Here is a 22,735-nt window from a genome sequence, read left to right as displayed (position 1 = left end):
TCGCCCGTGAGGGTTCTGCTGACCAATCGTGGGGTCCGCGGCGCCGGTGACGACCCCGGCGGCGCCCGCGCCGCCCGCGGGCATGCCGCCCGGCTCGTCCGGCCAGAGCGGGCGCAGCGGGCAGGGGACGTCGTACGGCAGCGCGCCGACGAGCGGGTCGGGCAGCGTCGGATCCGGGCGGACGGCCTCGCGCGGCGGCACCCGGGGGACGGGCTCCAGCGGCTCGGCCAGGCGCGGGATGCTCGGCGCCGGGCTCGTCGAGGTGCCGCCGGTGCCGGCCCGCGACCCCGCCTCGGCGATCATGGAGAATCCGGAGGTGCCGGAGAACCGGCGCTTCTGCAGCAAGTGCGACGAGAAGGTCGGGCGCAGCCGGGGCGGGCGCCCGGGACGCACCGAGGGCTTCTGCCGCAACTGCGGGCACCCGTTCTCGTTCACCCCGAAGCTGCGGCCCGGCGAGATGATCGGCGGGCAGTACGAGGTGCTCGGCTGCCTCGCGCACGGCGGGCTCGGCTGGGTGTACCTGGCCCGCGACCACAACGTGAGCGAGCGGTGGGTCGTTCTCAAGGGCCTGCTCGACACCGGCGACGCCGACTCGCTGGCCGCCGCCACCGCCGAGCGCGCGTTCCTCGCCGAGGTCGAGCACCCCAACATCGTCAAGATCTACAACTTCGTGCGGCACGGCGAGTCCGGCTACATCGTGATGGAGTACGTCGGGGGCCGCTCGCTGAAGGACATCCTGCTCAGCGCCCGCCAGGCGCAGGGCGACCAGGCGTCGCTGCCGCTCGGCCAGGTGATCGCCTACGGCCTGGAGGTGCTGAGCGCCCTCGGCTACCTGCACGGCGTCGGGCTGCTGTACTGCGACTTCAAGCCCGACAACGCCATCCAGTCCGAGGAGCAGCTCAAGCTGATCGACCTCGGCGGCGTCCGGCGGGCCTTCGACGCGGACAGCCCGATCTTCGGCACGCCCGGCTACCAGGCCCCCGAGATCGGCTCGCAGGGCCCCTCGGTCAGCTCCGACCTCTACACCGTCGGCCGGACGCTGGCCGTGCTGAGCTTCCCGTTCCGCGGGTACACCGGGCGGCACCTGCGCAGCCTGCCGCCGCGCGAGGAGGTGCCGCTCTTCCAGCGGCACGAGTCCTACCACCGGCTGCTGCGCCGCGCCACGCACCCCGACCCGGCCCGCCGGTTCCAGAGCGCCGCCGAGATGGCCGAGCAGCTCACCGGCGTGCTGCGGGAGGTCCTGTCGGCCGAGGACGGGCGCCCGCGCCCCGCGCCGTCGCCCCTGTTCGGGCCCGAGCAGCAGACGGCCGGAACCGAGATCGTCGGCGGCCTGGACGGCGCCCGGGGGAGCGGCGGGCCCCCGCCGATCCTGGCGCCGGTGGAGCCGGCCGCCGCCGCGGCGGCGCTGCCCGTCCCGCTGGTGTACGCCTCCGACCCGGCCGCGGCGTTCCTCGCCGGGCTCACCGCCCGCGACCCCGCCGACCTGGCCGCGGCGCTGGCGTCCGCGCCGGTCGCGTCCCGCGAGGTGCGGCTCGCGCTGGTGCGCGTCCGCATCGAGCTGGGCGACCTCGACGGCGCCGCGCACCTGCTGGAGGACATCGCCGCCGAGGCCCCGGACGACTGGCGCGTCGACTGGTACCGGGGCGCGCGCGCCCTCGCCGGCGGGCGCGGCACCGAGGCCGTCGCGGTGTTCAACGACCTGTACGACCTCGCGCCGGGCGAGCAGGCGCCCAAGCTGGCGCTGGCGTTCTGCCACGAGACGCTGGGCGAGACGGCCGCCGCCGCCTACTACTACGAGACGGTCTGGCGCACCGATCCCACCCACGTCAGCGCCGCGTTCGGACTGGCCCGAACGCGGCTCGCGGCGGGCGACCGCGCGTCCGCCGAACGCGTCCTCGACTCGGTCCCCCGCATCTCCAGCCACTACCTCGCCGCGCAGCTCGCCGCCGTCGCCACCGCCGTGCGGGGGCGCGGCCCCACCGAGCTGAACGCGCCCGCGCTCATCGAGGCGGGACGGCGGCTGTCGTCGCTGCGCCTGGACACCGAGCGGTCGGCCGCGTTCGCCGCCGAGGTGCTGGAGGCGGCGCTGACCTGGGTCCGCGCCGACCGCGGCTCGGCGCCGCGCGGGGTGCGGCAGCAGATCCTCGGCACCGACCTGGACGAGCAGGCCCTCCGCAAGAAGCTGGAGGAGGTCTACCGCGTGCTCGCCAAGCTCGCCGACGGAGCCGAGCACCGCCACGCGATGGTCAAACGGGCCAACGCCGTCCGTCCGAGGACGCTCTTCTGACCATGAACGCGGACCAGCACACCCCCGTCGCGCTCTGCCGTACCTGCGGCGAGCCCGTCAACGAACGCGACCGCTTCTGCGAGGAGTGCGGGCGGCCCGACCCGACCACGCCCAGGACGCCGCCGCTCGGCACCGCCCTTCCGGGCGTCGCGGCGGCCCCGGCTTCGCGGAGCGTCCCGCCGGCGCCCGGCACCGTGCCCCGCCAGGCCCGCTCGCCGGAGCGGCCGTCCGGCCCGCCCGCGCCTCCGGGTGAGGGCGGCGGAGCCGGAGGCGCTTGCGTGGACTGCGGCGGCGGGGCCGTCGGGGCCGACGGGTACTGCGAGCAGTGCGGGCTGCGGCAGCCGAGCGGGCGGGAGCACCTTGAGGCCGAGGCCGGGCGGTTCGGGGCGGCGGTGAGCGACCTCGGGCTGCGGCGCAGCCGCAACGAGGACGCGTTCGCGCTGGCGGCGCTGCCCGCGGGCGTGTGCGCGGTGGTCTGCGACGGGGTCGCGACGGCGCCCGGGTCGGAGGAGGCGTCGCGGCTGGCGGCCGAGGCGGCGCTGGCCGTCCTGACGGACCGCGTCACCGCCGGCATGGACCCCCGGAGCGCGATGCGCGACGCGGTGGCGCGCGCGGGCGAGGTCGTGGCCGGGCTGCCCGGCGACCCCGACTCCTCACCCGCGTGCACGTTCGTGTCGGCCGTCGTCGACGCGGGCGGCATCACCGTCGGATGGGTCGGCGACAGCCGCGCCTACTGGCTGTCTCCGGCGGGCTCGTGCCGGCTCACCACGGACGACTCGTGGGCCTCGTCCATGATCGAGCAGGGGGCGATGAGCGCCGAGGACGCGTGGGCCGACCGGCGGGCGCACGTGCTGACCGCCTGGCTGGGGGCGGACGCGGGCCCGCTCGACCCGCACGTGGCGGCGTTCCGGCCGACGGGGCCGGGGCTGGTGGTGTTGTGCAGCGACGGGCTGTGGAACGACCTGCCGGAGCCGTCCGACCTCGCCGCCGTGGCCCTCACCGGCCGGGACGGGCCGCTGGACGCGGCGCGGCGGCTGATGCGGGCGGCGCTGGACGCGGGCGGGCACGACAACGTGACGGTGGCGGTCCTTCGCTACCCGCCGCCAGGACCGAGCAGGGAGCGGGCATGAGCGATTTTCCGGAGTTCACCGTGCGGGTGGACCAGAACCCCTACCTCCCGGCCGGCGGACGGGAGATGCACGCGATCGTCTCGGTGGAGGCGCGCTCGTCCGGCGGTCCGGGCCCGGTGGCGGACGGCGGCCGCGCCCCCGCCGCGGAGATCATCATGATCGACACCTCCGGGTCGATGTCGTACCGGGGGAAGATGGCGGCGGCGAAGCGGGCGGCGCGGGCGGCGGTGAACGTGCTGCGCGACGGCGTGCACTTCGCGGTGGTCGCGGGAGCGAACCGGCCGCGGATGGTGTACCCGCAGGGGGAGCGGCTCGTCCGGGCGGACGCGGCGTCCCGGCGCGGCGCGGTGGACGCGGTGGGGCGGCTGGAGGCGGCCGGCGGGACGGCGATCGGGTCCTGGCTGCGGCTCGCCGACCGGCTGTTCACCGGGCACGACGCCGTCGCGGCGGGCGCCGTCAAGCACGCGATCCTGCTCACCGACGGGAAGAACCAGCACGAGTCCGACGAGGAGCTGGACGCGGCGCTGCGCCTGTGCGCCGGCCGCTTCCTGTGCGACGCGCGGGGCGTCGGCACCGACTGGAACGTCGCCGAGCTCCGCAAGATCACCTCGGTGCTGCTGGGCGGGTTCCTCGACGTCCCCGACCCGGCCGACCTGGAGGCCGACTTCCTGGCGATGACGCAGGCCGCGATGGGCAAGCAGGTCGCGGACGTGACGCTGCGCGTCTGGACGCCGCAGCAGGCGAGGCTGCGGTTCATCAAGCAGATGGTCCCCGCCGTGGAGGACCTCACCGGCCGCCGGGGCGAGTCGGGCCCGCAGACCGGCGACTACCCGCTCGGCGCGTGGGGCGCCGAGAACCGCGAGTACCACCTGTGCGTGGAGGTGCAGCCCGGCGACGTGGGGCGGCAGATGCGGGCCGCGTGGGTGAAGCTCGTCGCGGGCGACCGGGTCCTCGCGTCCGGCAACGTCATCGCCGAGTGGACCGACGACGAGGCCAGGTCGACGCGCATCAACGGCCGCGTCGCGCACCACACCGGCCAGTCCGAGCTCGCCGAGGCGATCCAGCAGGGCCTGGAGGCGCGGCGGGAGGGCGACGAGGACACCGCGACCGCCCGGCTCGGACGCGCCGTGGTGCTGGCGCGCGAGGTCGGCAACCAGCAGATCTCCGGCCTGCTCGACAAGGTCGTGGACGTGGTCGACCCGGCGCGCGGCACCGTGCGGCTGAAGCGGGACGTGGCGAAGGCGGACGAGATGTCGCTCGACACCCGCTCCGTCCGGACCGTGCGGACCCGGCACGGCGACGAGGCAGGGGGCTGAGGCCCATGCCGGTCTGTCCGAGCGGTCACGCGTCCCAGTCCACCGACTACTGCGACGTGTGCGGTGACCTCATGGAGGGCGCGCGGCGCGCCGAGTTCGCCGAGCCGGAGCCCGAGTCCGCGTCCGGGGCCGCGCCGGGACCCGCCCCGGCCGCCGGGCCCGCGGAGGAGCCGGCCTGCCCGCACTGCGGGACGCCGCGTTCCGGCCGCTTCTGCGAGGAGGACGGGTACGACTTCGAGACCGGCACCGTCTACACCGTCGAGTTCACCCCGGCGGGCACCGCGCGCGCGGTGCCGCTGGTACCGCAGCAGCGGGAGGGCAGCGTGCCCGTCGTCCCCCGCCCGGCCCCGGCGCCCGGCCCGCACGCGCTGGTCATCGCCGACCGCGCCTACTTCGACTCGGTGGTCGCGGAGATGGGACCGGACGGCGGAGGGCTCGCGTTCCCGCCGTACTGCCCCGAGCGCCGCGTCCCGCTGGCCGGCCCGCAGGTCCGGATCGGGCGGCGCAGCGCCTCCCGCGCGCTGCTGCCCGAGATCGACCTCAGCGCGCCGCCCGAGGACCCGGGCGTCTCGCATCTGCACGCCGTCCTGCTCGCGCGGCCGGACGGCGCCTGGCACCTGATCGACCCCGGTTCGACGAACGGCACCACGGTGAACGGCGGAACGGAGCCGATCCCGGTGAACGTGCCCGTTCCGGTCGGCGACGGCGACCGCATCCACGTGGGCGCCTGGACGACCATCACGCTGTCCCTGCAGGAGGGCACGTCATGACGATGAGTCCGGCACCGCCGGCGGCTCCCGCTCCGCGTCCGCCCGCGCCGCCCGCGCCGCCTTCGGACAGGAAGCCCGCCGACCCGGGGCGAGGCGGCCGCCTGAGGACGTTCGTGCGCGGAAGGTGGCTCAAGACGATCCCGGGCCGCATCCGGGCGCACGTCGTGCTCTGCGTGGCCGCGCTCGTGGCGCTGCTGGCCGTCCTCACCGTGGCCGTCGGCAACGCGCGCGACTCCGTCGAGACGATCGGGCACGACGCCGGTCCGCAGGTCGTCGCGACCGGCACCCTGTACTTCGCGCTCAGCGACATGGACGCGCAGGTCTCCAGCATCCTGCTGATCGGCCGCGAGCACGGTCTCGGCATCGGCTACGACGAGACCCTGCGGGTGTACGAGAAGCGCCGCGGGGAGGCCGACGCGGCGGCGGTGCAGGCCGCGCAGCTCGCCGGGCGCGACCCCGCGCTGCGGCGGACCGTCCAGGAGGTGCTGGACGGCCTCGGCAAGTACGAGCGGCTCGTCGGCCAGGCCATGCAGCTCGACGCGCAGTCGAACCACGCGCCCGGCGAGACGCCGGCGCAGGTCCTGGACGCCTACCGGCAGGCCACCGACCTGATGAGGCTGCAGCTGCTGCCGAAGGCGTACAACATCACGCTCGACACCGGCGCGAACGTCCGGCAGTCGTACGAGACGAAGCGGTCGGCGGTGCTGACCGGGCGCACCTGGGTCGCCCTCACCGGACTGATCGTGCTGCTGCTGCTGATCGCGACGCAGCTGTACCTGGTGCGGACGTTCCGGCGGGTGCTGAACCCGGCGCTGGTGCTGGCGACGCTCGCGACCGTCGTCCTCACCGCGGTCGGGACGGGCCTGCTCACCGCCCACGCGGGGCACCTCAGGACCGCCAAGGAGGACGGCTTCGACTCGATCCTCCAGCTGTCGCGGGCCCGCGCGATCAGCCACAGCGCCTTCGGGGACGAGAGCCGCTACCTCCTCGACCCCGGCCGCGCCGACACCTACGAGCAGACCTACCTCGACAAGTCGCTGTCGGTGATCTACCCCGACCTCGGCGACAAGCCGGTGAACCTGGAGAACTACTACGCGGGCCTGGAGGAGAAGGCCGGCGCGTACCGGCCCGGCCAGACCTCGCCGTTCCTCGGCTTCTTCGGGGACGAGGCGCGGACGGTGGACAAGGGCCGCGAGGGCGACGCGCTGGCCAGGACGCTCGCCGCGTACCGGACCGTCCAGCGCAACGACGCGCGGATGCGGCAGCTGGCGTCGGCGGGGAACCGGGCGGGCGCGGTCGACCTGCGGATGGGCCGCACGTCCAACGCGATCCGCGACTTCGACGCCTACGACGCGGCGCTGAGCTCGCTGACCGCCGTCCACCAGGACGCCTTCGACAGGGCCATCCGGGACGCCGACGGCGGGCTGCGCGGCTGGAACGCGGTGCCGCCGGTGGCGGCCGCCGTGATCGCCGCGCTGATCATCGCGGGGGTCCGTCCCCGGCTGGCCGAGTTCCGCTGACCGAGTTCGCCTGATCAAGGAGATCAAGCCATGCGCGCGACCCGTGCCATCGCCGCCCCGGGGGCCGTCCTCGCCGCGGCCGGGCTGCTGTCGGCCTGCGGCCTCGGCGGCGAGAAGGAGCAGTCCATCGTGGACAAGGGCTCCCTCGTCATCGGCGTGAAGGAGGACCAGCCCGCCCTCGGCGTGAAGCGCCCTGGCGGCGCGTACGAGGGCTTCGACGTCGACGTCGCGACCTACGTCGCGGGGAAGCTGGGCGTCCCGAGGAGCCGCCTGACGTTCAGGACGACGAACTCCTCCGTCCGCGAGGCCGCGCTCGCCAACGGCGAGGTCGACATGATCGTCGCGACGTACTCGATCACGGCGAAGCGCAAGGCGAAGGTCACCTTCGCGGGCCCGTACTACGTCGCCCACCAGGACACCTTCGTCCGCGCCGACGCCGGCGCGATCAGGAACGTGCGGGACCTCAAGGGCAAGCGGATCTGCGCGGTGAAGGGGTCCAACTCCTGGCGCCGCGTGATCGAGGAGCGCAAGGTGGCCGCGCAGCCGGTCGAGGTGGGCACCTACGGCGCCTGCATGGACGCGCTCGCCGGCGGCCGGCTCGACGCGGTGTCGACCGACGACCTGATTCTCGCCGGGTTCGCCACCGGCCGCCCCGGACGGATGATCAACGCGCCGTTCACCGACGAGAAGTACGGCGTCGGCCTGAAGAAGGGCGACCTCAGGGGCTGCGAGGAGGTCAACCGGGCGATCACGGACATGTACCAGGACGGCACCGCGCAGCGGCTGCTGAACAAGTGGTTCGGCGGGTCGGGGCTCAAGCTGACGACCAGCGTGCCGCAGTTCGAGGGCTGTACCTGACCCCGCGTCCGGGCCTACGGGGTGGTGGACGGGAAGGCGACGATGGCCTCCCGCAGCGTCTCGTGGATCGGGATGAACTTGTCGATCCCGGTGATGCGGAAGACCCGCTGGACGCGCGGCGGCAGCGCCACCAGCGCGAGGTGCGTGCCGTGCTCGCCGGCGCGGCGGTTCGCGGCGACGATGGCGTTCAGGCCGGTGGAGTCGCAGAACGTGACCTCACGCATGTCGACGACCATCGGTTCGCCCGACTCGACGACCTCGAAGAGCGCCTCCTCGAAGCGCGCGCGGGACACCACGTCGATGTCGCCCTTGACGCGGACGAGCGTGCAGCGGTCGTCCCGCATCAGGCTGATGTCGAAGTCCATCGTCACCTCACGCCCCACTCCGGTGGTGGTCCCCGGCCATCTCAGGTGACTCCTCAGGATCGCGCACCCGTGCCCGCATTCCAAGCAGTTCCCGGGATAAGGACCAGGTAGCCCGCCCGGCACCCGGACCGTAACGCGGGCCCGGACGCCCGTCTGCTCCCCGGTCCCGACTGTACCTGACGATGCGCCCGGGGGATCCGGGTGCCTCCCGGGAGATCCGGTAAACGGGGTAATAACTTACCGAAGAGAAACTTACTTGGCGGTAAGGAATGGCCGCGAATCCCGTCCACCCGGCGTTTGACCAGGCCTTGGACCATTTATGGCCCTCTCCGGGGCGGGAAAGGAGGATGCTGACCGGGGCCCGGATCGGTGCAGACGTTACAGTGGCTGTGGCGAAATTCGGGAGGCTGGGTGTTCTACACGTTCATGACGCGCGTGGTGCGTCCGATCCTCTGGCTGCTTTTCCGTCCGCGGGTCGTGGGCGGCGAGAACGTGCCGAGCTACGGGCCGCTCATCGTGGCGAGCAACCACCTGTCGTTCATCGACAGCTTCATCATCCCGCTGGCGGTCCCGCGCCCGGTCACCTACATCGCCAAGGCGGCCTACTTCGAGGGCGGCGGGCTCAAGAACCGCTTCGTCCGCTGGTTCCTCACCAACCTCGGCCACGTCCCGGTGCGGCGCGGCGCCCGGCGGGCCGCCATGGGCGCCCTGGAGCAGGCCGCCGAGGTGCTCGACAACGCCGGCGCGTTCGCGATCTACCCCGAGGGCACCCGCTCCCCGGACGGGCGCCTCTACCGCGGCCGGACGGGCGTCGGCTGGCTCGCGCTGGAGTCCGGTGCCCGCGTCCTGCCGGTCGCGCTGGAGGGCACCGAGAAGATCCAGCCGATCGGGGCGGCGTTCCCGCGCGTGTTCGGCCCGCGCCCCACCGTGCGGATCGGCCCGCCGATGGACTTCTCCCACTACAAGGACCTGCCGCCCGCCAAGGCCCGCCGCGCCATCACCGACGAGATCGTCGAGACGATCCAGAAGATGTCCGGCCAGGAGTACGCCGCGGAGTACAACGAGCGGGCCGAAAAGGGCTGACCCGCGTGTCGTCCGGGGCGGCGCGCCCCTTTCGCGCCGTAGTGTCGCCGCCATGGCGCACAGGCTCCTCCCCGTCACGCTGCTGCTGTCGACGGCCGTCGCGGCCACCGCGTGCGGCGGCGACGCCGAGCGCGCCACCCAGGTGCGCGGCACCGCCCGCGCCGAGGTGGCGGGCATCGGCTACACCTCCGCGCAGCTCGCGCAGGCGCTGCTCCAGCAGCCGTCCGGCTACCGGCGGGCCGGCGAGCCCGACTGGGGCGAGTACGGCTCGCTGAAGGCCATCCAGAACGCCTCCAGGCTCCAGCGGGAGGCCGTCCTCGACAAGCCCTCCTGCGGGAAGGCCCGTCCGGGCGGCGACGTGGCCGGCGACGTGCCCGCGGCGCTCGTCTCGTTCACCGGCGACCGCGGCCTGACCGCGACCGAGACCCTCATGAGCATGTCCGCCGCCGACGCCGAGAAGCAGGTCAACGCCCGCGTCCCTCCCGGCTGCCTGAGGTTCCGCACCAGGGTCGGCTCCACCTGGGCCGCGCACCGGGTGGCCGAGGCCCCGAAGGGGGAGATCGGCGAGGGCTCGCGCACCGTCGGCGTCGCCACCGCCGGCGGCGGCGCGAGCACCCGCACGTGGTACGTCGTGTTCCGGGGCCGCCGCTTCCTCGCCACGATCACGGTCTTCGGGCCCGGCGCCACCCGCGCCGACGCCGAGCGCCTGGCGGGCGAGGCCCTGGCCCAGGCCGGCCGGGTCCTGTCCTGAGTCCCGCGGCTCGCCGTCCCCGCGGCGCAGCGGATAGCGTTCGCCTTACGCGGCGCGGAGAACGGCTCCGGGCGCACCGGGCCAGGGGGTGTCCTTGATCGGTAAGGAGGGCCGGGTGACCGGCCGGATCGGGCCCGGGCTGGTCGGCGAGGTCATGATCGCGGTTCGCGGCGGCTCGGAGGCGTTCTACGCCCATCCCGTCGACCCGCGCGACGAGATCGGCGTCGGCTCGATCGTCGTCGTGGTCGAGTACCACCCGCCGCGGACGGTGTACGTGGCGCCCGCGCTGGCCCGCTGAGGCGTCCCGCCGAACCTGGCCTGATGCGGACGTGAACATCGGGTTCGGAGACCGAACCGAACACGCCTCTGCCGCGTCTGATGAGAAACGCGGACGGGCCCGACACTTCGGCCGGCCGCCCGACCGGAGGAGGAGGCCCGTATGCCCGTGATCGCCGTTGCGATCGGCGTCGTCGTCGCCATCATCGTGCTGATCGTGCTGTTCAAGATGGTGTGGCGGGTCGCCGAGCCGAACGAGGCCCTGATCATCTCCGGGCTCGGCGCCAAGTCCAAGCCGATCGACGGCGTGGACAGCCTCGGCTTCAAGATCGTGACCGGCAAGGGGACGTCCGTCCTGCCCGGCTTCCAGACGGCGCGCCGCCTGCGGCTCGACAGCCGCGCCGCGAACCTGGAGGTCAACTGCGTGACGCAGCAGGGCATCCCGGTCAAGGTCCGCGGAGTGGTCATCTACAAGGTCGGCGACGACTTCGTGTCGATCGCCAACGCCGCGCGCCGCTTCCTGGAGCAGCAGAACTCTATGGACGGCGCGATCCACGAGCTGTTCACCGGCCACCTGCGCTCCATCATCGGCAACCTCACCGTCGAGGACCTGATCCTCAACCGCGAGCGCCTCACCTCCGAGACCCGCGGCTCGGCCGCCGACGAGATGAGCAAGCTCGGCCTGGTCGTCGACTCCCTGCAGATCCAGGAGATCGACGACGAGACCGGCTACATCACCAACCTCGGCCGCCCGCACGCCGCCAGGGTCGCCGCCGCCGCCCGCATCGCCGAGGCCGAGCGCAACCAGGAGGCCACCGAGCGCGAGCAGGAGACCGAGCGGCAGAACGCGGCGGTCATCCGCGACACCGAGATGAAGAAGGCCGAGTACCAGGGCCAGGTGCAGCAGGCCGCGCAGCAGGCGCGCCAGGAGGTCATCCTCAAGGAGACCCGCAACGCCGAGCTGGAGGCCGAGCGCACCGAGAAGCGGCTGGAGAGCGAGATCCGCAAGCCCGCCGACGCCCGCGCCTACGAGCAGGTCAAGCTGGCCGAGGCCGAGCGCGAGGAGCGCATCTCCTACGCCCAGGCCGCCGCGACCGAGGTCCAGCTCAAGGCGCAGCGCGAGTCCGAGGCCATCCGGCTGATCGGTGAGGCCGAGGCGGACGCGACCCGCCGCCGGGGCCTGGCCGAGGCCGAGGCGATCAAGGCCCGCGCGGAGGCGCTGGCGGAGAACACCGACGCCGTCATCGCCCAGCAGCTCGCCGAGCAGTGGCCGCAGATCGTCGAGGCGGGCGCGGGCGTGTTCGGCAACGTCGACAACATGGTCGTGCTGAACGGCGCCCAGGGCGTCGAGGACATGCTCGCCAAGGCCCTCACGCTCGGCGGCACCGGCCTCGGCGTGGCCCGCCAGCTGCTCGCCGGGCTGAACGCCCAGAGCGCCCCGGCGGGAGTCAACGGCCACAACGGGACCCCGGCCGCGACCGTCCCCGTCGAGATTCCCAAGGAAGACTAGGCGCCGATGCGCGGAAGGCCCGGCCCCGCCGGGCCTTCCTGGCATCAGCGGGGGGCCGGTCCCGCTAAGTTCGTTGCATGCCCGTGCCCCGGCTCGCCGTCTCCGTCGACCTCGTCGTGCTCACCGTCCGGGAGCAGCGCCTGTGCGCCCTGCGGTGGCGGCGCGACCGGCCGCCGTACGAGGGGGCGTGGTCGCTGCCGGGCGGGTTCATCCAGCTCGACGAGGACCTGCCGGTGGCCGCGGCCCGGCTGATGGCCGAGCGAGCGGGGCTCGCGGACGTGCGGATCCACCTGGAGCAGCTCGCCACCTACGGGTACCCGGACCGCGACCCCCGGCAGCGGGTGGTGAGCGTCGCCTACCTGGGGCTGGCGCCGGACCTGCCCGCCTCCAGCCGCGCCCAGGTGCTGTGGACGGCCGTGGACGACCTCCTCCACCACGACCGGGCCGCGTTCGACCACCGGCGGATCCTGGGCGACGGGATGGAGCGGGCGCGGGCGAAGCTGGAGTACACCTCGCTGGCGGCGGCGTTCTGCCCGCCCGAGTTCACGGTCGCGGAGCTGCGGCGCGTCTACGAGATCGTCTGGGGCACCACCCTGGACCCGCGGAACTTCCACCGGAAGGTGACCGGCGCCGACCGGTTCCTCATCCCGACCGACCAGACCACGACCCGCGACGGAGGACGCCCCGCGCGCCTCTATCGCCGGGGCGATGCCGAGCAGTTGCGGCCGCCCATGCTGCGGCCGCGCGGATGAGCTTTTACCTGCGGTGATGTTCCGAGCAGCGCCGGACCGTTGCTAGTTTCACCCCCTATGAACGGTGACTCGCCAGAAGTGCTCGGCCTGCTCGTCCGGGACATCGGTGAGGCGGGCGTCGCGGAGATGGCCGGTTCCCCGGGCCTCGCGGCGGCCGTCGACCAGCACGTGGCCAGCATCCGCGACGAACTCGGCGCGCCCGGCGAACCGCCCGGCGCCGACGAGCTGATGGGCTATCTGCACGGTTTCGCGGAGGACGCCTTCAACCGGGGCTGGTGGCCGCAGGACACCCAGGACTGGGAGTTCGTCCGGATCGTGGCCGTTTGCTGGATGATGAAGAACGCTGCGTAGGCTGGGCCCATCACCCCTGTGCAACCTGGAGGACAACGGTGTCCGAGGCACCCACACCCCGCTTCCGCTCCGTTCTCGACCGCTTCGTGGCTTACAAGCCCGGCAAGGTCGTGGTGTCGCCCGAGGGGCGCTCGTTCAAGCTGTCGTCCAACGAGTCGCCGCACGGGCCACTGCCCTCGGTCGTCGAGGCGATCGGCGAGGCGGCGCGCAACATCAACCGCTACCCGGACAACAACGCGACCGCGCTGACCGAGGCGATCGCGTCGTTCTGCGGCGTCCCCGCCGACCACGTCGCGGTGGGCTGCGGCTCCGTCGGGATGACCCAGATGCTTCTGGAGGCGGTCGCCGAGCCGGGCGCCGAGGTCGTGTACGCGTGGCGGTCGTTCGAGGCGTACCCGCTGCTCGTGTCGCTGTCGGGCGCGACGAGCGTCCAGGTGCCCCTGCGGGACGAGACCCACGACCTGCGCGCGATGGCGGACGCCATCACCGAGAACACGCGGCTGGTCTTCGTCTGCAACCCGAACAACCCCACCGGCACCGCCGTGGGCCGCGCGGAGATCGAGGAGCTCCTCGACCGCGTTCCCGCCGACTGCCTGGTGGTCCTGGACGAGGCGTACCGCGAGTACGTCCGCGACGACGACGTCCCCGACGGCCTCACCCTCTACGGCGACCGCCCCAACCTGGCGATCCTGCGCACGTTCTCCAAGGCCTACGGCCTGGCGGGCCTGCGCATCGGCTACCTCGTCGCGCACCCGCTCGTCGCCGGCTCCATCCGCAAGACGTTCCTGCCGTTCAGCGTGAACTCCGTCGCGCAGGCCGCCGGCATCGCGTCCCTGGACGCCACCGACGAGCTGATGGAGCGCGTCGAGGGCACGGTGAAGGAGCGCGACCGCGTCCGCGCCGCCCTCCTCGCCGACGGCTGGACGGTCCCGCCCACCGAGGCGAACTTCGTGTGGCTGCGCCTCGGCGACCGCACGATGGAGTTCTCCGCCGCCTGCGACGCCCAGGGCGTGAGCGTCCGCCCCTTCGACGGCGAGGGCGCCCGCGTCTCCATCGGCTCCCCCGAGGAGAATGACGCCTTCCTGTCCGTCGCGAGCTCCTTCCCCCACCGCAACTGACCGTCGGCGGCCCGGCCGGCCCGGTCCGGCGGGGCCGGGAGCACGTCCCTGCTCCCGGGTCAGCCGGGCCGGGGGCCGGGGCTCCGGGCCGCGGCCGCGGCGGTCTCGACGTCGATGCCCGTGCCCGGGGCGAGGCTCTCGGCCGTCTGGAGCGCGGTGGCGAGCGCGGCCACCGCCAGCTCGACCAGCTGCCACCGGGGGACGTCGTGGTGCGCGAGGTGGTCGATGATGAGCTCGTCGAGGTAACCGACCCACCCGCGCATGGTGCTGCGCAGGATGGGAGGGACCGGGCCGGTCGCGCCCAGCGCGCGCAGGATCCGCTCGGCGCCCTCCCAGCGCAGTTCCTCCACGAGCGCGTGGACCTCGGGGTCGGAGCCGATCCCGCCGCGCATGAGGGCGAGGTACCCGGCGGCGTTGTCGTCGATGAAGCCGATGTGACGGTCGATCGTGGCGCGGATCCGCTCACCGGGTGACGCGCCGCCCGCCGGAGCGTCGCGAACCGCGCGCACCAGGTCGGCGGCCGCCCGGACGGTGGCCAGGTAGAGGCCCCGCTTGTTGCCGAAATGGTGGGCGATCAGCCCGTAGGCGACGCCGGCCCGCCGGGCGATCTCGCTGGTCGTGACCTCGTCGTAGGCGCGCTCGGTGAACAGTTCACCGGCGGCCCGGATGAGCGCCGCTCTTCTGTCGATGGCCGCCTCCGGTGGTTGACGTTCCGCCCTGGCGCTGCCTACGATCCCGCATTGATTGATAATCAGTCAAGGAGGGTGCGATGATCTCCGCGGCACGGATCCTGCTCACCGGCGCGTCCAGCGGCATCGGCCGCGCCCTCGCCCTCACGCTCGCCGCCGAGGGGGCCCGGCTCGCCGTGGCCGCGCGACGGGAGGGAGAGCTCCGGGCGCTGGCGGCGGAGATCGGCGGGCGGGGCCACCCGGTGCCGGCGGTGCTGGCCTGCGACCTGTCGGTGCCCGGAACCGCCGCGGACCTGGCGGCCCGTGCGCGGGACGCGCTCGGCGGCGTCGACATCCTCGTCAGCAACGCGGGAGTGAGCCTGGTCGAGGCCCAGGCCGACCTCGGGGACGACGAGAGCGCCCGCGCGAGCTTCGAGACGAACTTCTGGTCCCCGCTGGCGCTGGCCACCGCCGTCCTGCCCGGGATGCGCGAGGCCGGGAGAGGCACGATCGTCAACGTCACGTCGACCGTGCAGGCCGTCCCGCTGCCGCTGCTCGGCTACTACGGCGCCGCGAAGGCGGCCCTGGCGCAGGCCACCGGCTCACTCCGGCACGAACTGCGCCATACCCCGATCCGCGTGCTGGAGGTCGTGCCGGGCTCCACCGACACGCCCCTGCGGGACGTCGACCGGCTCCCCTGGCGCGCGCCGACCAGGACGCCGCCGCCGGTCCCGCCGGAGTCGGTCGCCCGGGCGACCGTCCGGGCGCTGAAGAGCGGCAGGCGGCGCGTCGTGCACCCCGCCTCCTCGCTCCTCCCGCTCGAACTCCCGGTCATCGGACGTCTGGTCGCCTCCGTCGCCGCCCGGCGCATCGACACCGGCGGCGTTCTCGTACCACGGCGGTGACGAGCGGAGGGGACCGCGATGCGGCCGGACGCGCCGGTGCCCGCTCGCGCGCGGTCAGCCGGCCTTGGCCGGGCCGAGTTTCTCGACGATCAGGCGGTAGAGCTGGCGGGGGCGGCCCGGCTGGGGGGTGCGGTTCGGGGGGAGCGGCCAGGCGAGGCCCTCCTCGACCAGCGTGCGCAGGAGGCGGCGGGCCGTGCGGGGCGTGACGCCGAGCATCTTGCCGGCGTTCTCCGCGTCGACGATGAGGGGCTGCTCCTGGTCGCCGAGCTTGTCGGCGAGCCGGGCCAGGATCTCCAGGCCCTTCGGCTTGGCCTGCGGCTGGGTGCGCGGCGGCGTGCGCGGGGCGGGGACGAGCGCGCGGCCGTCGCGGTCCAGCGCGAAGCCCTGGGCCCGCTGGGAGCTCTGGGAGCGCGCCAACGCGGCGCGGGCGTGGTTCTCCGCCTCGTGGGCCGTGCGGCCCATGCCGATGCCGACCTCGATGGCCAGGCCGAGCTCCTCGCGGACGCGCTCGACGAACGGCGGCGTCCGGAAGCCCTCGGTGGACGCGGTGACCGAGCCGCGCGTGGCGATGACGAGGTAGCTGTGGTCGTCGACGGGCCACACGGAGGCGTTCATCCGGTGCGCCTCCTGGAGGAGCACCCGGTGCAGGGCCAGCTTCAGCTCGTCGCGCCAGTAGCGCGGGGTGACGCGGCGCGGGGTCTCGCGGAGGGTCGGGACGTCCACCAGCACGACGACGAGCTGCGACTCCTCCAGGCGGTGGTGGGCGCCGAGGAGCGCGGCGGTCTGCAGGGAGCTGCGGATCGCGGCGCCGGTCGGCCGGACGCGGATGGTCGGGACGCCCGCCATCTCCATGCGCTCGGCGGTGGCGTGCACGCAGGTCATCGCGACGGTGGTGGCGCCGCGCCGCCAGAGCCGCTCGTGGAACGCGGCGAGCGTGCCGGGGCCCGCGGCCTCCTCGCGCAGGTGCACCTGCTCGGTGCCGAGGCTGATCTCGGAGTAGGCCTCCTCGACCTCGGCGCGGCCGAGCACGTCGATGCTGACCCTGGACGGGTCGAAGCGCTCGTCGAGGGACGCCCGCAGCAGCGCGCCCTGCAGGGCGGCGCCGTTCAGCGGCACGTAGGTGGCGGGCATCGTCAGGACGCCGGCCTTGCGCGCGAAGTCGTACGGGACGGGGCTGGCGAACAGGCACACGTCCACGCCCGAGCCGAGGCGCACGACCTTGTCGGCCGCCTCCTGCTCGTCGCGGTACGCGGCGGCCACCAGCCTGCTCGGTACGGGTGTGGGGCCATGGCCCATGAGCATGACCCGTTCGACCAGGTCATGGGGGCCCACGACCCCGATCGTGAGGTCGGGGGTGACGGACCCCGTTCGCGCCGCCGTCATCGATGATCGCTCGCTTCCCATCCGGCCTCTCGGCGGGGGCACCGCCCCGGCCATCTGATCGCGCACGTTCCGCCCAACGGTTGACTCATGGCTTGACGCCCCTGCCTTCTGACCCAGCACCCGCACTTCCCGTGCGATTCGACTACCCGCGAACCCGCCTCCGGAAAGTGGAGGAGGGCCGTCTTGCCCGAGCTCCCACCCGCCTCGGCGAAGCGGAGAGGATCTCCTTCTAGCTGGCAGATCGGGTCAGGGCGACGTGATGTGACACCCAGACGCGAAATCGAATCAAGAGTGCGGCGAAAAAGTAACCTACGCGACCCCCTGGTCAGTAATTTGTCACCAATCGGCCAGCCTTGATCCTGCATCTTCGGATGTCCGAAGTTGAAAAACAAGACCCGAAATCATGGCGGGGGCCCCTTCCTGACGCTCCTACGTACTGGAGGGACCCCTGCGGTGTCCGTTTGGTTTACGCGGTGGCCGAAATCAGGCGACCCGATCTCGCCTGCTCCGGAAAGACGAGTGATCCGTCCAGAGCGCATGATCGGGGACGATCGGTGATTTTTTACCGCGTTACGGTCCGGTCGATTCGGACCGTTCCACACATGACTTCGCAGGTCAGGGAGTCGGCGTTCGAGCGGTAAGGAAGCTCCGTCCGAGCCGTGCGTAACCGGGCGGTAACGCACGGCTCAACGGATTTGCCGCGGGTCGTTACACGGCTCGTCAGGGATCAACCAGGAGTTGGTCAGGCCCGAGGCCACATTCGGCCGAGCGCCACCAGACGACTGGCCGCGTCGCGGCGAGCGGACGGCGGAGCGCGGCGGTCCGGCGGCGCGGCGGTCCGGGCGGCGCGGCGCCGGGACGGCGCCCGGCGCTAGCCGACCTCGCGGACGATCTCGGCGCCGAGCTGGGAGAGCCGCTCGGCCGTGTGCGCGTGCCCGCGGTCGAGGTAGTAGGCGGAGGTGATGGTGGTCTCGCCCTCGGCGGCGAGGCCGGCCAGCACCAGGGCGCTGCCGCAGCGCAGGTCGTGCGCCTCGACCTCGGCACCGCGCAGGCCGCGCGGGCCGTTGACCTTCGCGCGGTTGCCGTCCACCTCGATGTCGGCGCCCATCTTCGCCAGCTCGCCGGCCAGCTTGAACCGGCCGTCGAAGATCCGCTCGTAGATGTAGGAGGGGCCCTCGGCCAGGCAGGACACCGCCATGATCGGCGACTGCAGGTCGGTGGCGAAGCCCGGGTACTCGTCGGTGATGACGTTGATCGGGCGGAGCGTCCGGTCGCGGCGCACCTGCAGGACGGCGCCCTGCTGGTGGAACTCCACGCCCATCTGCTCCAGCTTGTCGGCCGCGACGCCGAGGTGCTCCAGCGAGGCGCCGACGAGGCTGAGGTCGCCGCCGGTGATCGCGGCGGCCATCACGAACACGCCGGCGTCGATCCGGTCGGGCATCACGGTGTGCTCGACGGCGGTCAGCTCGTCCACGCCCTCGACCGTGATGAACCCGGTGCCGCCGCCGCTGATCCGGGCGCCCATCGCCTGGAGGATGGCGATGTTGTCCAGCACCTCCGGCTCCAGCGCCGCGTTCTTGATCAGCGTGGTGCCGTGCGCCAGCGCCGCCGCCATGATCAGGTTCTCGGTGCCGGTGTGCGAGGGGGTGTCGCAGTAGAGCGTGCCGCCGCGCAGGTCGCCGGCCTTGATGTGGATGATGCCGTCGCCGTTGTCGGCCACGTGCTCGGTGACCGTGGCGCCCATCCGCTTGAAGCCGTTGTAGTGGAAGTCCAGGTTGCGGCTGCCGAGGTTGCAGCCGCCGACGCCCTCGATGACCGCCTCGCCGAGGCGGTGCAGCAGGGCGGGGACGAACAGGAACGAGCCGCGGAACCGGGACGCGATCTCGGCGGGCAGCACGGGGCTGCTCAACGTCGAGGCGTCGATCACCAGCGTGCGCTCGGTCTCGTGCAGCTCGGCCTTGGCGCCGATGGCCCGCGCCAGCTCCACCGCCCGCCGCACGTCCTCGATGATCGGGACGTTGCGCAGCACGGTGCGTCCCCGGGAGGCCATCAGCGAGGCGCCGATCATCGGGAGGACGGCGTTCTTCGCGCCCTGGATGAAGACCGTGCCGTGCAGCTGTCGGCCGCCGCGCATGCGGTAGCGAACCTCGTGGCCCATGCTCATGCCGCCTAACTTCCTCTCGGGTGCGGTTGCGTGTGCGATCCAGTTGGGAGCACGAGGGCCGAGCGTGCCTGACGGTGTCCCCCCGCTGCCGACGCGACCCCAGTAAACCATCGGGCCGGAGGTGTGGCGTCCGGCCCGGGCCCCGCGGGCGTCAGTCTGCTCGTTGAGACTTCCGGAACACGCCAAAGGTTCGCGTTCCCTGAGGAAATTCCCACGGCGAGCCTAGGGCCGGCGGGCCTCCGCCGCCGGGGTTTTGAAGATCATCCTTCGGTGCGGGCGGCCAGGACCTCCACCGGGTCGCCCACCCGGAGCGTGCCGAGGACGCGCGGGACGCAGTTCTGGCCGAACTGGATGCCGCGGTCCCGGGTGCGGTAGGAGGCGAGCGTCCGCAGCGGCTCACGGCCGCGCTCGGCGGTCCGCTGGTCGGTGGTGGTGACGACGCAGCGGGTGCACGGCTTGACCATCTCGATGACAGCCTCGCCGACGCGCAGCAGGCGCACCTCGTCCTCGCCGTAGGGGCCGAGGCCCTCGACGACGAGGGACGGGCGGAACCGGTTCATCGGGAGCGGCTCGTCCAGCCGCGCGTTGAGGTCGGCGAGGGACTCGGCCGAGATGACCAGGAGCGGGTAGCCGTCGGCGAACATGACCTCGCCGCCGCCGCGGGCCGTCGGACGCAGGCCGGTGAAGCGCACGAGGCGGCAGTCGGCGCCGAGCAGGTCGCCGAACCAGGCCGCGGCCTCGTCGCCCTGGTCGACGCCCCGGCACTGCGACCGCTGGACGGAGACCTCCCGCACCTCGCCATCGTCCGCGGCCTTGTGGACGAGTCGCGAGGCGCCGGGGGCGTCCACCGTGAGGACCGTCCCGTCATAGGACGGGCGCAGCAGCGCCATCCGGGCGTGGTCGCGCTGGGACAGGAAGCGGCCCTCGGGGGTGACCAGCATGAACTCGCGGTCGAACGGCAGGCCGCGCGGGGTCAGCTCCGCGCTGCGCAGCGCGGTCCCGCCGCCGCCCTTGAGCGGGTAGACGTTCAGCTCGGTCACGGTCCCCTGCACGGCCCCTCCTAACTGAGAGCGGTCAGGCGGTCGAACATCGGGCCGAGGCGCTTCACGAAGCGCTCCGGGCGGCACACCTCGTCCAGGCGCTCCTCGTCCAGCGTCAGGCCCGCCTCGGCGGCGTGCGCGCGCAGCGTCTCCCGGAACGGCGAGCCGGTCTCCCAGGTCTGCATGGCGGCCTTCTGGACGAGCGGGTAGGCCTCGTCGTCGCGCGACATGCCCGCCTCGACCAGCTCCAGCAGGACGGTCGAGGTGTAGATGAGGCCGCCGGTCGACTCCAGGTTCTCCCGCATCCGCGCCTCGTCCACCACGAGCCCGGACATGAGGCGGTTCGTCAGGTTCAGCATGTAGTCGAGCGCGATGGCGGCGTCCGGCAGCGCGATCCGCTCGGTGGAGGAGTGCGAGATGTCGCGCTCGTGCCACAGCGGGATGCCCTCCAGCACCGGGACGACCTGGGCCCGCACGATCCGCGCCATCCCCGCCAGCCGCTCGGAGATGATCGGGTTCTTCTTGTGCGGCATCGCCGACGAGCCCTTCTGGCCCTTGCCGAACGGCTCCCACAGCTCCCGGACCTCGGTGCGCTGCCCGTGCCGCACCTCCAGCGCGATCGCCTCGCACACCGTCGCCATGATCGCCAGGGACGAGACCCATTCGCTGATCCCGTCCCGCAGGACGACCTGGGTCGACACGTCCGCGGCCTTCAGGCCGAGCTTGCGCGCGACGTGCAGCTCGATCGCCGGGTCGATGTTGGAGTACGTCCCGACCGCGCCGGAGATCGCCATCACGCCCACCGCCTCGCGGGCGCGCCGCAGCCGGTCGCGGGACCGGGCCATGGCGAACGCGAAGTCGGCGACGCGGTGGCCCCACACGTCCGGCTCGCCGTGGATGCCGTGCGTGCGCCCGACCCGCAGCGTCGCCCGGTGCGCCAGCGCGTGGTCGCGCAGCGTCGCCACGAGCGCGTCCGCCTTCTCCAGCAGGATGTCGGTGGCCTCGACCAGCTGCAGCGCGAGCGCCGTGTCGAGCAGGTCGGACGACGTCATGCCGAAGTGGACGAACCGCGCGGCCTCCCGCGGCTCGGTGTTGTCCGCCCACGCCGACAGGAAGGCGATGACGTCGTGCTGCGTCACGGCCTCGATGGCGTGCACGGCCTCCGGCGTCGGCGGCGGCGCCTTGCGCACCGGCTCCACCACCTCCGGCGGGATCGTGCCGGCCTCGGCGTGGGCCTCGACGACGAGGACCTCCACCTGGCACCACAGCTCGTACTTGTGCGCGTCGCTCCAGACGCGTCCCATCTCCGGAAGGGTGTAGCGCTCAATCACCCGACGATTGTCCCAGGCCGGGAACCGCCGTGTCCGGCCGGGTCACCGCGTGTTCCAGCGCCAGCGCGGCGGCGACCACCAGGACGAGGGCGGCGATCTCGGCGGCGGCCAGCCAGAGGCCCACCGGAGTGAGGGCGAGGGCGGCCGCGGCGGCGCCGAGCCGGATGCGGGACGGTCCGATGCGCACGGCCCGGCGGAACGCCGCGTCGCCCGCCAGGTAGAGCGCGACGCCGCCGGCGAGCGCGAGGGCGGGGCCGGTGTGCAGGCCGTCCCAGGCGTGCCCGACGGCCGTCCCCATGCCGGCCGCCGCGACGATGATCCCGACGATCAGCGGGATGTGGGCGTAGAAGTAGCCGAACATCGTCATCTGCGTGCGGCGCACGTCGTCGGCGGCGGTCAGCGACTCCTCGGCGCGCTCGTCGTCCCTGGCGAAGTAGCTCCACCAGACGGCCGCCGCGAGCGCCAGCCCGAGCAGCACGGCGACGACCAGGCCCGGGTCCAGGTGGGCGTGCTCGGCGCCCGCCCCGACCGCGATCACCGACTCGCCGATGGTGATCATGACGAGCAGCCCGTGCCGCTCGACGATGTGCGCGGCCCGGATGGTGAACAGCCCGCCCGCCGGCACGATGTACGGCTGGACGATCGGGACGACGAGCGCGAGCGTCCACAGCACGTACACGGCCGGCCCGTGGTCGAGGATCCCGGCGACGATGATGAGCGCCGCCGCGAGGAGGTTGGCCGGGAGGACGCGCAGGATGTTCGGGTTGTCCTGCGCGTACAGCGTCACATGGGCGAGCACCAGCACCAGGTACCCGAGGCCCCACAGCACGCCGCCGCCCTTGAACGCCGTCGGGGTGGCCAGGGCGACCATGAAGAACCCGCCCATCCCGACCAGGAGCAGCAGGCGCCGTCCCGCCGTCGTGGGGCTGAGGGTGTTGGTCAGCCAGGCGTAGCCGCCGTACATCCACCACAGGACGCCGAACATCAGCACGACCTGGGCCAGGCCCAGCGCGTTCAGTTCCTTGACCAGGACGTGGCTGAGCTGGGTCACCGCGAAGACGAACACCAGGTCGAAGAAGAGCTCCAGCGTCGTGACGCTGTAGACCTCTTCGCCCGCGGGCGCGGGTGATGCCATGCCTGACCTGCCTTGTATCGTT

22 protein-coding genes and 1 pseudogene are annotated in these 22,735 nt (G+C 73.3%); 14 read left to right on the top strand and 9 right to left on the bottom strand.

What is annotated here, in order from left to right:
* A partial coding sequence (locus AB0K37_RS17375) for a hypothetical protein (RefSeq protein WP_363981595.1) occupies window positions 1-303 on the bottom strand: 303 nt, incomplete at its 3' end.
* On the opposite strand from AB0K37_RS17375, the gene AB0K37_RS17370 reads away from it, so the two are divergent.
* The 6 genes from AB0K37_RS17370 to AB0K37_RS17345 all read left to right on the top strand — a co-directional run bounded on the left by AB0K37_RS17370 (window position 239) and on the right by AB0K37_RS17345 (window position 7,881).
* On the top strand, window positions 239-2,287 hold the full coding sequence (locus AB0K37_RS17370) for a tetratricopeptide repeat protein (RefSeq protein ID WP_363981593.1): 2,049 nt from the start codon (window positions 239-241) through the stop codon (window positions 2,285-2,287). The two genes, AB0K37_RS17375 and AB0K37_RS17370, sit on opposite strands and share 65 nt — an antisense overlap.
* A gap of 2 nt (window positions 2,288-2,289) precedes the next feature.
* Window positions 2,290-3,417 carry a PP2C family serine/threonine-protein phosphatase gene (locus tag AB0K37_RS17365; RefSeq protein ID WP_363981590.1) on the top strand — a complete coding sequence of 376 codons (1,128 nt, stop codon included), beginning with the start codon at window positions 2,290-2,292 and terminating at the stop codon, window positions 3,415-3,417.
* Complete coding sequence (locus AB0K37_RS17360) at window positions 3,414-4,733, top strand: VWA domain-containing protein (protein WP_363981587.1); 1,320 nt, start codon at window positions 3,414-3,416, stop codon at window positions 4,731-4,733. Before AB0K37_RS17365 ends, AB0K37_RS17360 begins: the two co-directional genes overlap by 4 nt.
* 5 nt (window positions 4,734-4,738) lie before the next feature.
* Window positions 4,739-5,503: an FHA domain-containing protein gene (locus tag AB0K37_RS17355; RefSeq protein ID WP_363981584.1), complete on the top strand. Its 765-nt coding sequence runs from the start codon at window positions 4,739-4,741 to the stop codon at window positions 5,501-5,503.
* Between the two features lie 113 nt (window positions 5,504-5,616).
* Window positions 5,617-7,023, top strand: coding sequence for a hypothetical protein (locus AB0K37_RS17350; protein ID WP_363981581.1), 1,407 nt, complete (start codon window positions 5,617-5,619; stop codon window positions 7,021-7,023).
* Between the two features lie 30 nt (window positions 7,024-7,053).
* The gene (locus AB0K37_RS17345) at window positions 7,054-7,881 is read left to right on the top strand and encodes a glutamate ABC transporter substrate-binding protein (protein WP_363981578.1); all 828 of its coding nucleotides are present in this window, start codon (window positions 7,054-7,056) and stop codon (window positions 7,879-7,881) included.
* Between the two features lie 14 nt (window positions 7,882-7,895).
* On the opposite strand, the gene AB0K37_RS17340 is transcribed toward AB0K37_RS17345, so the two are convergent.
* Window positions 7,896-8,246 carry an STAS domain-containing protein gene (locus AB0K37_RS17340; RefSeq protein ID WP_345171416.1) on the bottom strand — a complete coding sequence of 117 codons (351 nt, stop codon included), beginning with the start codon at window positions 8,244-8,246 and terminating at the stop codon, window positions 7,896-7,898.
* A 411-nt stretch (window positions 8,247-8,657) separates the two neighbouring features.
* Here AB0K37_RS17340 and AB0K37_RS17335 point away from each other — a divergent pair, with 411 nt between their 5' ends.
* From AB0K37_RS17335 to hisC, 7 genes are all read left to right on the top strand, one after another.
* Window positions 8,658-9,329: a lysophospholipid acyltransferase family protein gene (locus AB0K37_RS17335; protein WP_363981575.1), complete on the top strand. Its 672-nt coding sequence runs from the start codon at window positions 8,658-8,660 to the stop codon at window positions 9,327-9,329.
* A 52-nt stretch (window positions 9,330-9,381) separates the two neighbouring features.
* Window positions 9,382-10,080: a hypothetical protein gene (locus AB0K37_RS17330; RefSeq protein ID WP_363981572.1), complete on the top strand. Its 699-nt coding sequence runs from the start codon at window positions 9,382-9,384 to the stop codon at window positions 10,078-10,080.
* Between the two features lie 94 nt (window positions 10,081-10,174).
* On the top strand, window positions 10,175-10,378 hold the full coding sequence (locus AB0K37_RS17325; RefSeq protein ID WP_363981570.1) for a hypothetical protein: 204 nt from the start codon (window positions 10,175-10,177) through the stop codon (window positions 10,376-10,378).
* A gap of 141 nt (window positions 10,379-10,519) precedes the next feature.
* Window positions 10,520-11,866 carry an SPFH domain-containing protein gene (locus tag AB0K37_RS17320; RefSeq protein WP_363981567.1) on the top strand — a complete coding sequence of 449 codons (1,347 nt, stop codon included), beginning with the start codon at window positions 10,520-10,522 and terminating at the stop codon, window positions 11,864-11,866.
* Between the two features lie 77 nt (window positions 11,867-11,943).
* Complete coding sequence (locus AB0K37_RS17315) at window positions 11,944-12,618, top strand: NUDIX domain-containing protein (protein ID WP_179831702.1); 675 nt, start codon at window positions 11,944-11,946, stop codon at window positions 12,616-12,618.
* Window positions 12,619-12,675: 57 nt separating this feature from the next.
* A complete protein-coding gene (locus tag AB0K37_RS17310) occupies window positions 12,676-12,969 on the top strand; it encodes a DUF6401 family natural product biosynthesis protein (RefSeq protein WP_185030463.1) in 294 nt (97 codons plus the stop codon).
* Window positions 12,970-13,007: 38 nt separating this feature from the next.
* Window positions 13,008-14,087 (top strand): histidinol-phosphate transaminase, encoded by a 1,080-nt coding sequence (gene hisC, locus AB0K37_RS17305; RefSeq protein WP_363981562.1) that lies wholly within the window; start codon window positions 13,008-13,010, stop codon window positions 14,085-14,087.
* A gap of 59 nt (window positions 14,088-14,146) precedes the next feature.
* On the opposite strand, the gene AB0K37_RS17300 is transcribed toward hisC, so the two are convergent.
* Both AB0K37_RS17300 and AB0K37_RS17295 read right to left on the bottom strand, forming a co-directional pair.
* Entirely contained in the window at window positions 14,147-14,596 is a 450-nt protein-coding gene (locus AB0K37_RS17300; protein ID WP_363981559.1) for a hypothetical protein, read from the bottom strand.
* Window positions 14,597-14,632: 36 nt separating this feature from the next.
* Window positions 14,633-14,755: pseudogene (locus AB0K37_RS17295) on the bottom strand (helix-turn-helix domain-containing protein); the annotation flags it as partial.
* A 101-nt stretch (window positions 14,756-14,856) separates the two neighbouring features.
* Between AB0K37_RS17295 and AB0K37_RS17290 the strand changes: the two are divergent.
* On the top strand, window positions 14,857-15,660 hold the full coding sequence (locus AB0K37_RS17290) for an SDR family NAD(P)-dependent oxidoreductase (RefSeq protein WP_363981556.1): 804 nt from the start codon (window positions 14,857-14,859) through the stop codon (window positions 15,658-15,660).
* 54 nt (window positions 15,661-15,714) lie between these two features.
* Here the strand turns inward: AB0K37_RS17290 and AB0K37_RS17285 are convergent, their stop codons facing one another.
* The 5 genes from AB0K37_RS17285 to AB0K37_RS17265 form a co-directional block, all read right to left on the bottom strand.
* Complete coding sequence (locus AB0K37_RS17285) at window positions 15,715-17,043, bottom strand: transcriptional regulator (protein ID WP_345171397.1); 1,329 nt, start codon at window positions 17,041-17,043, stop codon at window positions 15,715-15,717.
* An 871-nt stretch (window positions 17,044-17,914) separates the two neighbouring features.
* Window positions 17,915-19,201 carry a UDP-N-acetylglucosamine 1-carboxyvinyltransferase gene (gene murA, locus AB0K37_RS17280; protein WP_179838279.1) on the bottom strand — a complete coding sequence of 429 codons (1,287 nt, stop codon included), beginning with the start codon at window positions 19,199-19,201 and terminating at the stop codon, window positions 17,915-17,917.
* Window positions 19,202-19,467: 266 nt separating this feature from the next.
* Window positions 19,468-20,259 (bottom strand): MOSC N-terminal beta barrel domain-containing protein, encoded by a 792-nt coding sequence (locus AB0K37_RS17275; RefSeq protein WP_363981553.1) that lies wholly within the window; start codon window positions 20,257-20,259, stop codon window positions 19,468-19,470.
* 8 nt (window positions 20,260-20,267) lie between these two features.
* On the bottom strand, window positions 20,268-21,578 hold the full coding sequence (gene purB / locus AB0K37_RS17270; protein ID WP_363981550.1) for an adenylosuccinate lyase: 1,311 nt from the start codon (window positions 21,576-21,578) through the stop codon (window positions 20,268-20,270).
* A complete protein-coding gene (locus tag AB0K37_RS17265; protein WP_363981547.1) occupies window positions 21,571-22,713 on the bottom strand; it encodes a low temperature requirement protein A in 1,143 nt (380 codons plus the stop codon). The genes purB and AB0K37_RS17265 overlap by 8 nt, the downstream gene beginning before the upstream one ends.
* Window positions 22,714-22,735: the final 22 nt, after the last annotated feature.

The organism is Actinomadura sp. NPDC049753 (assembly GCF_040674655.1).
GTDB classification, from domain to species: Bacteria; Actinomycetota; Actinomycetes; order Streptosporangiales; family Streptosporangiaceae; genus Spirillospora; species Spirillospora verrucosospora.
The sequence above is the reverse complement of the archived record's forward strand: the minus strand, read 5'-3'. Positions and strand labels throughout refer to the sequence as shown.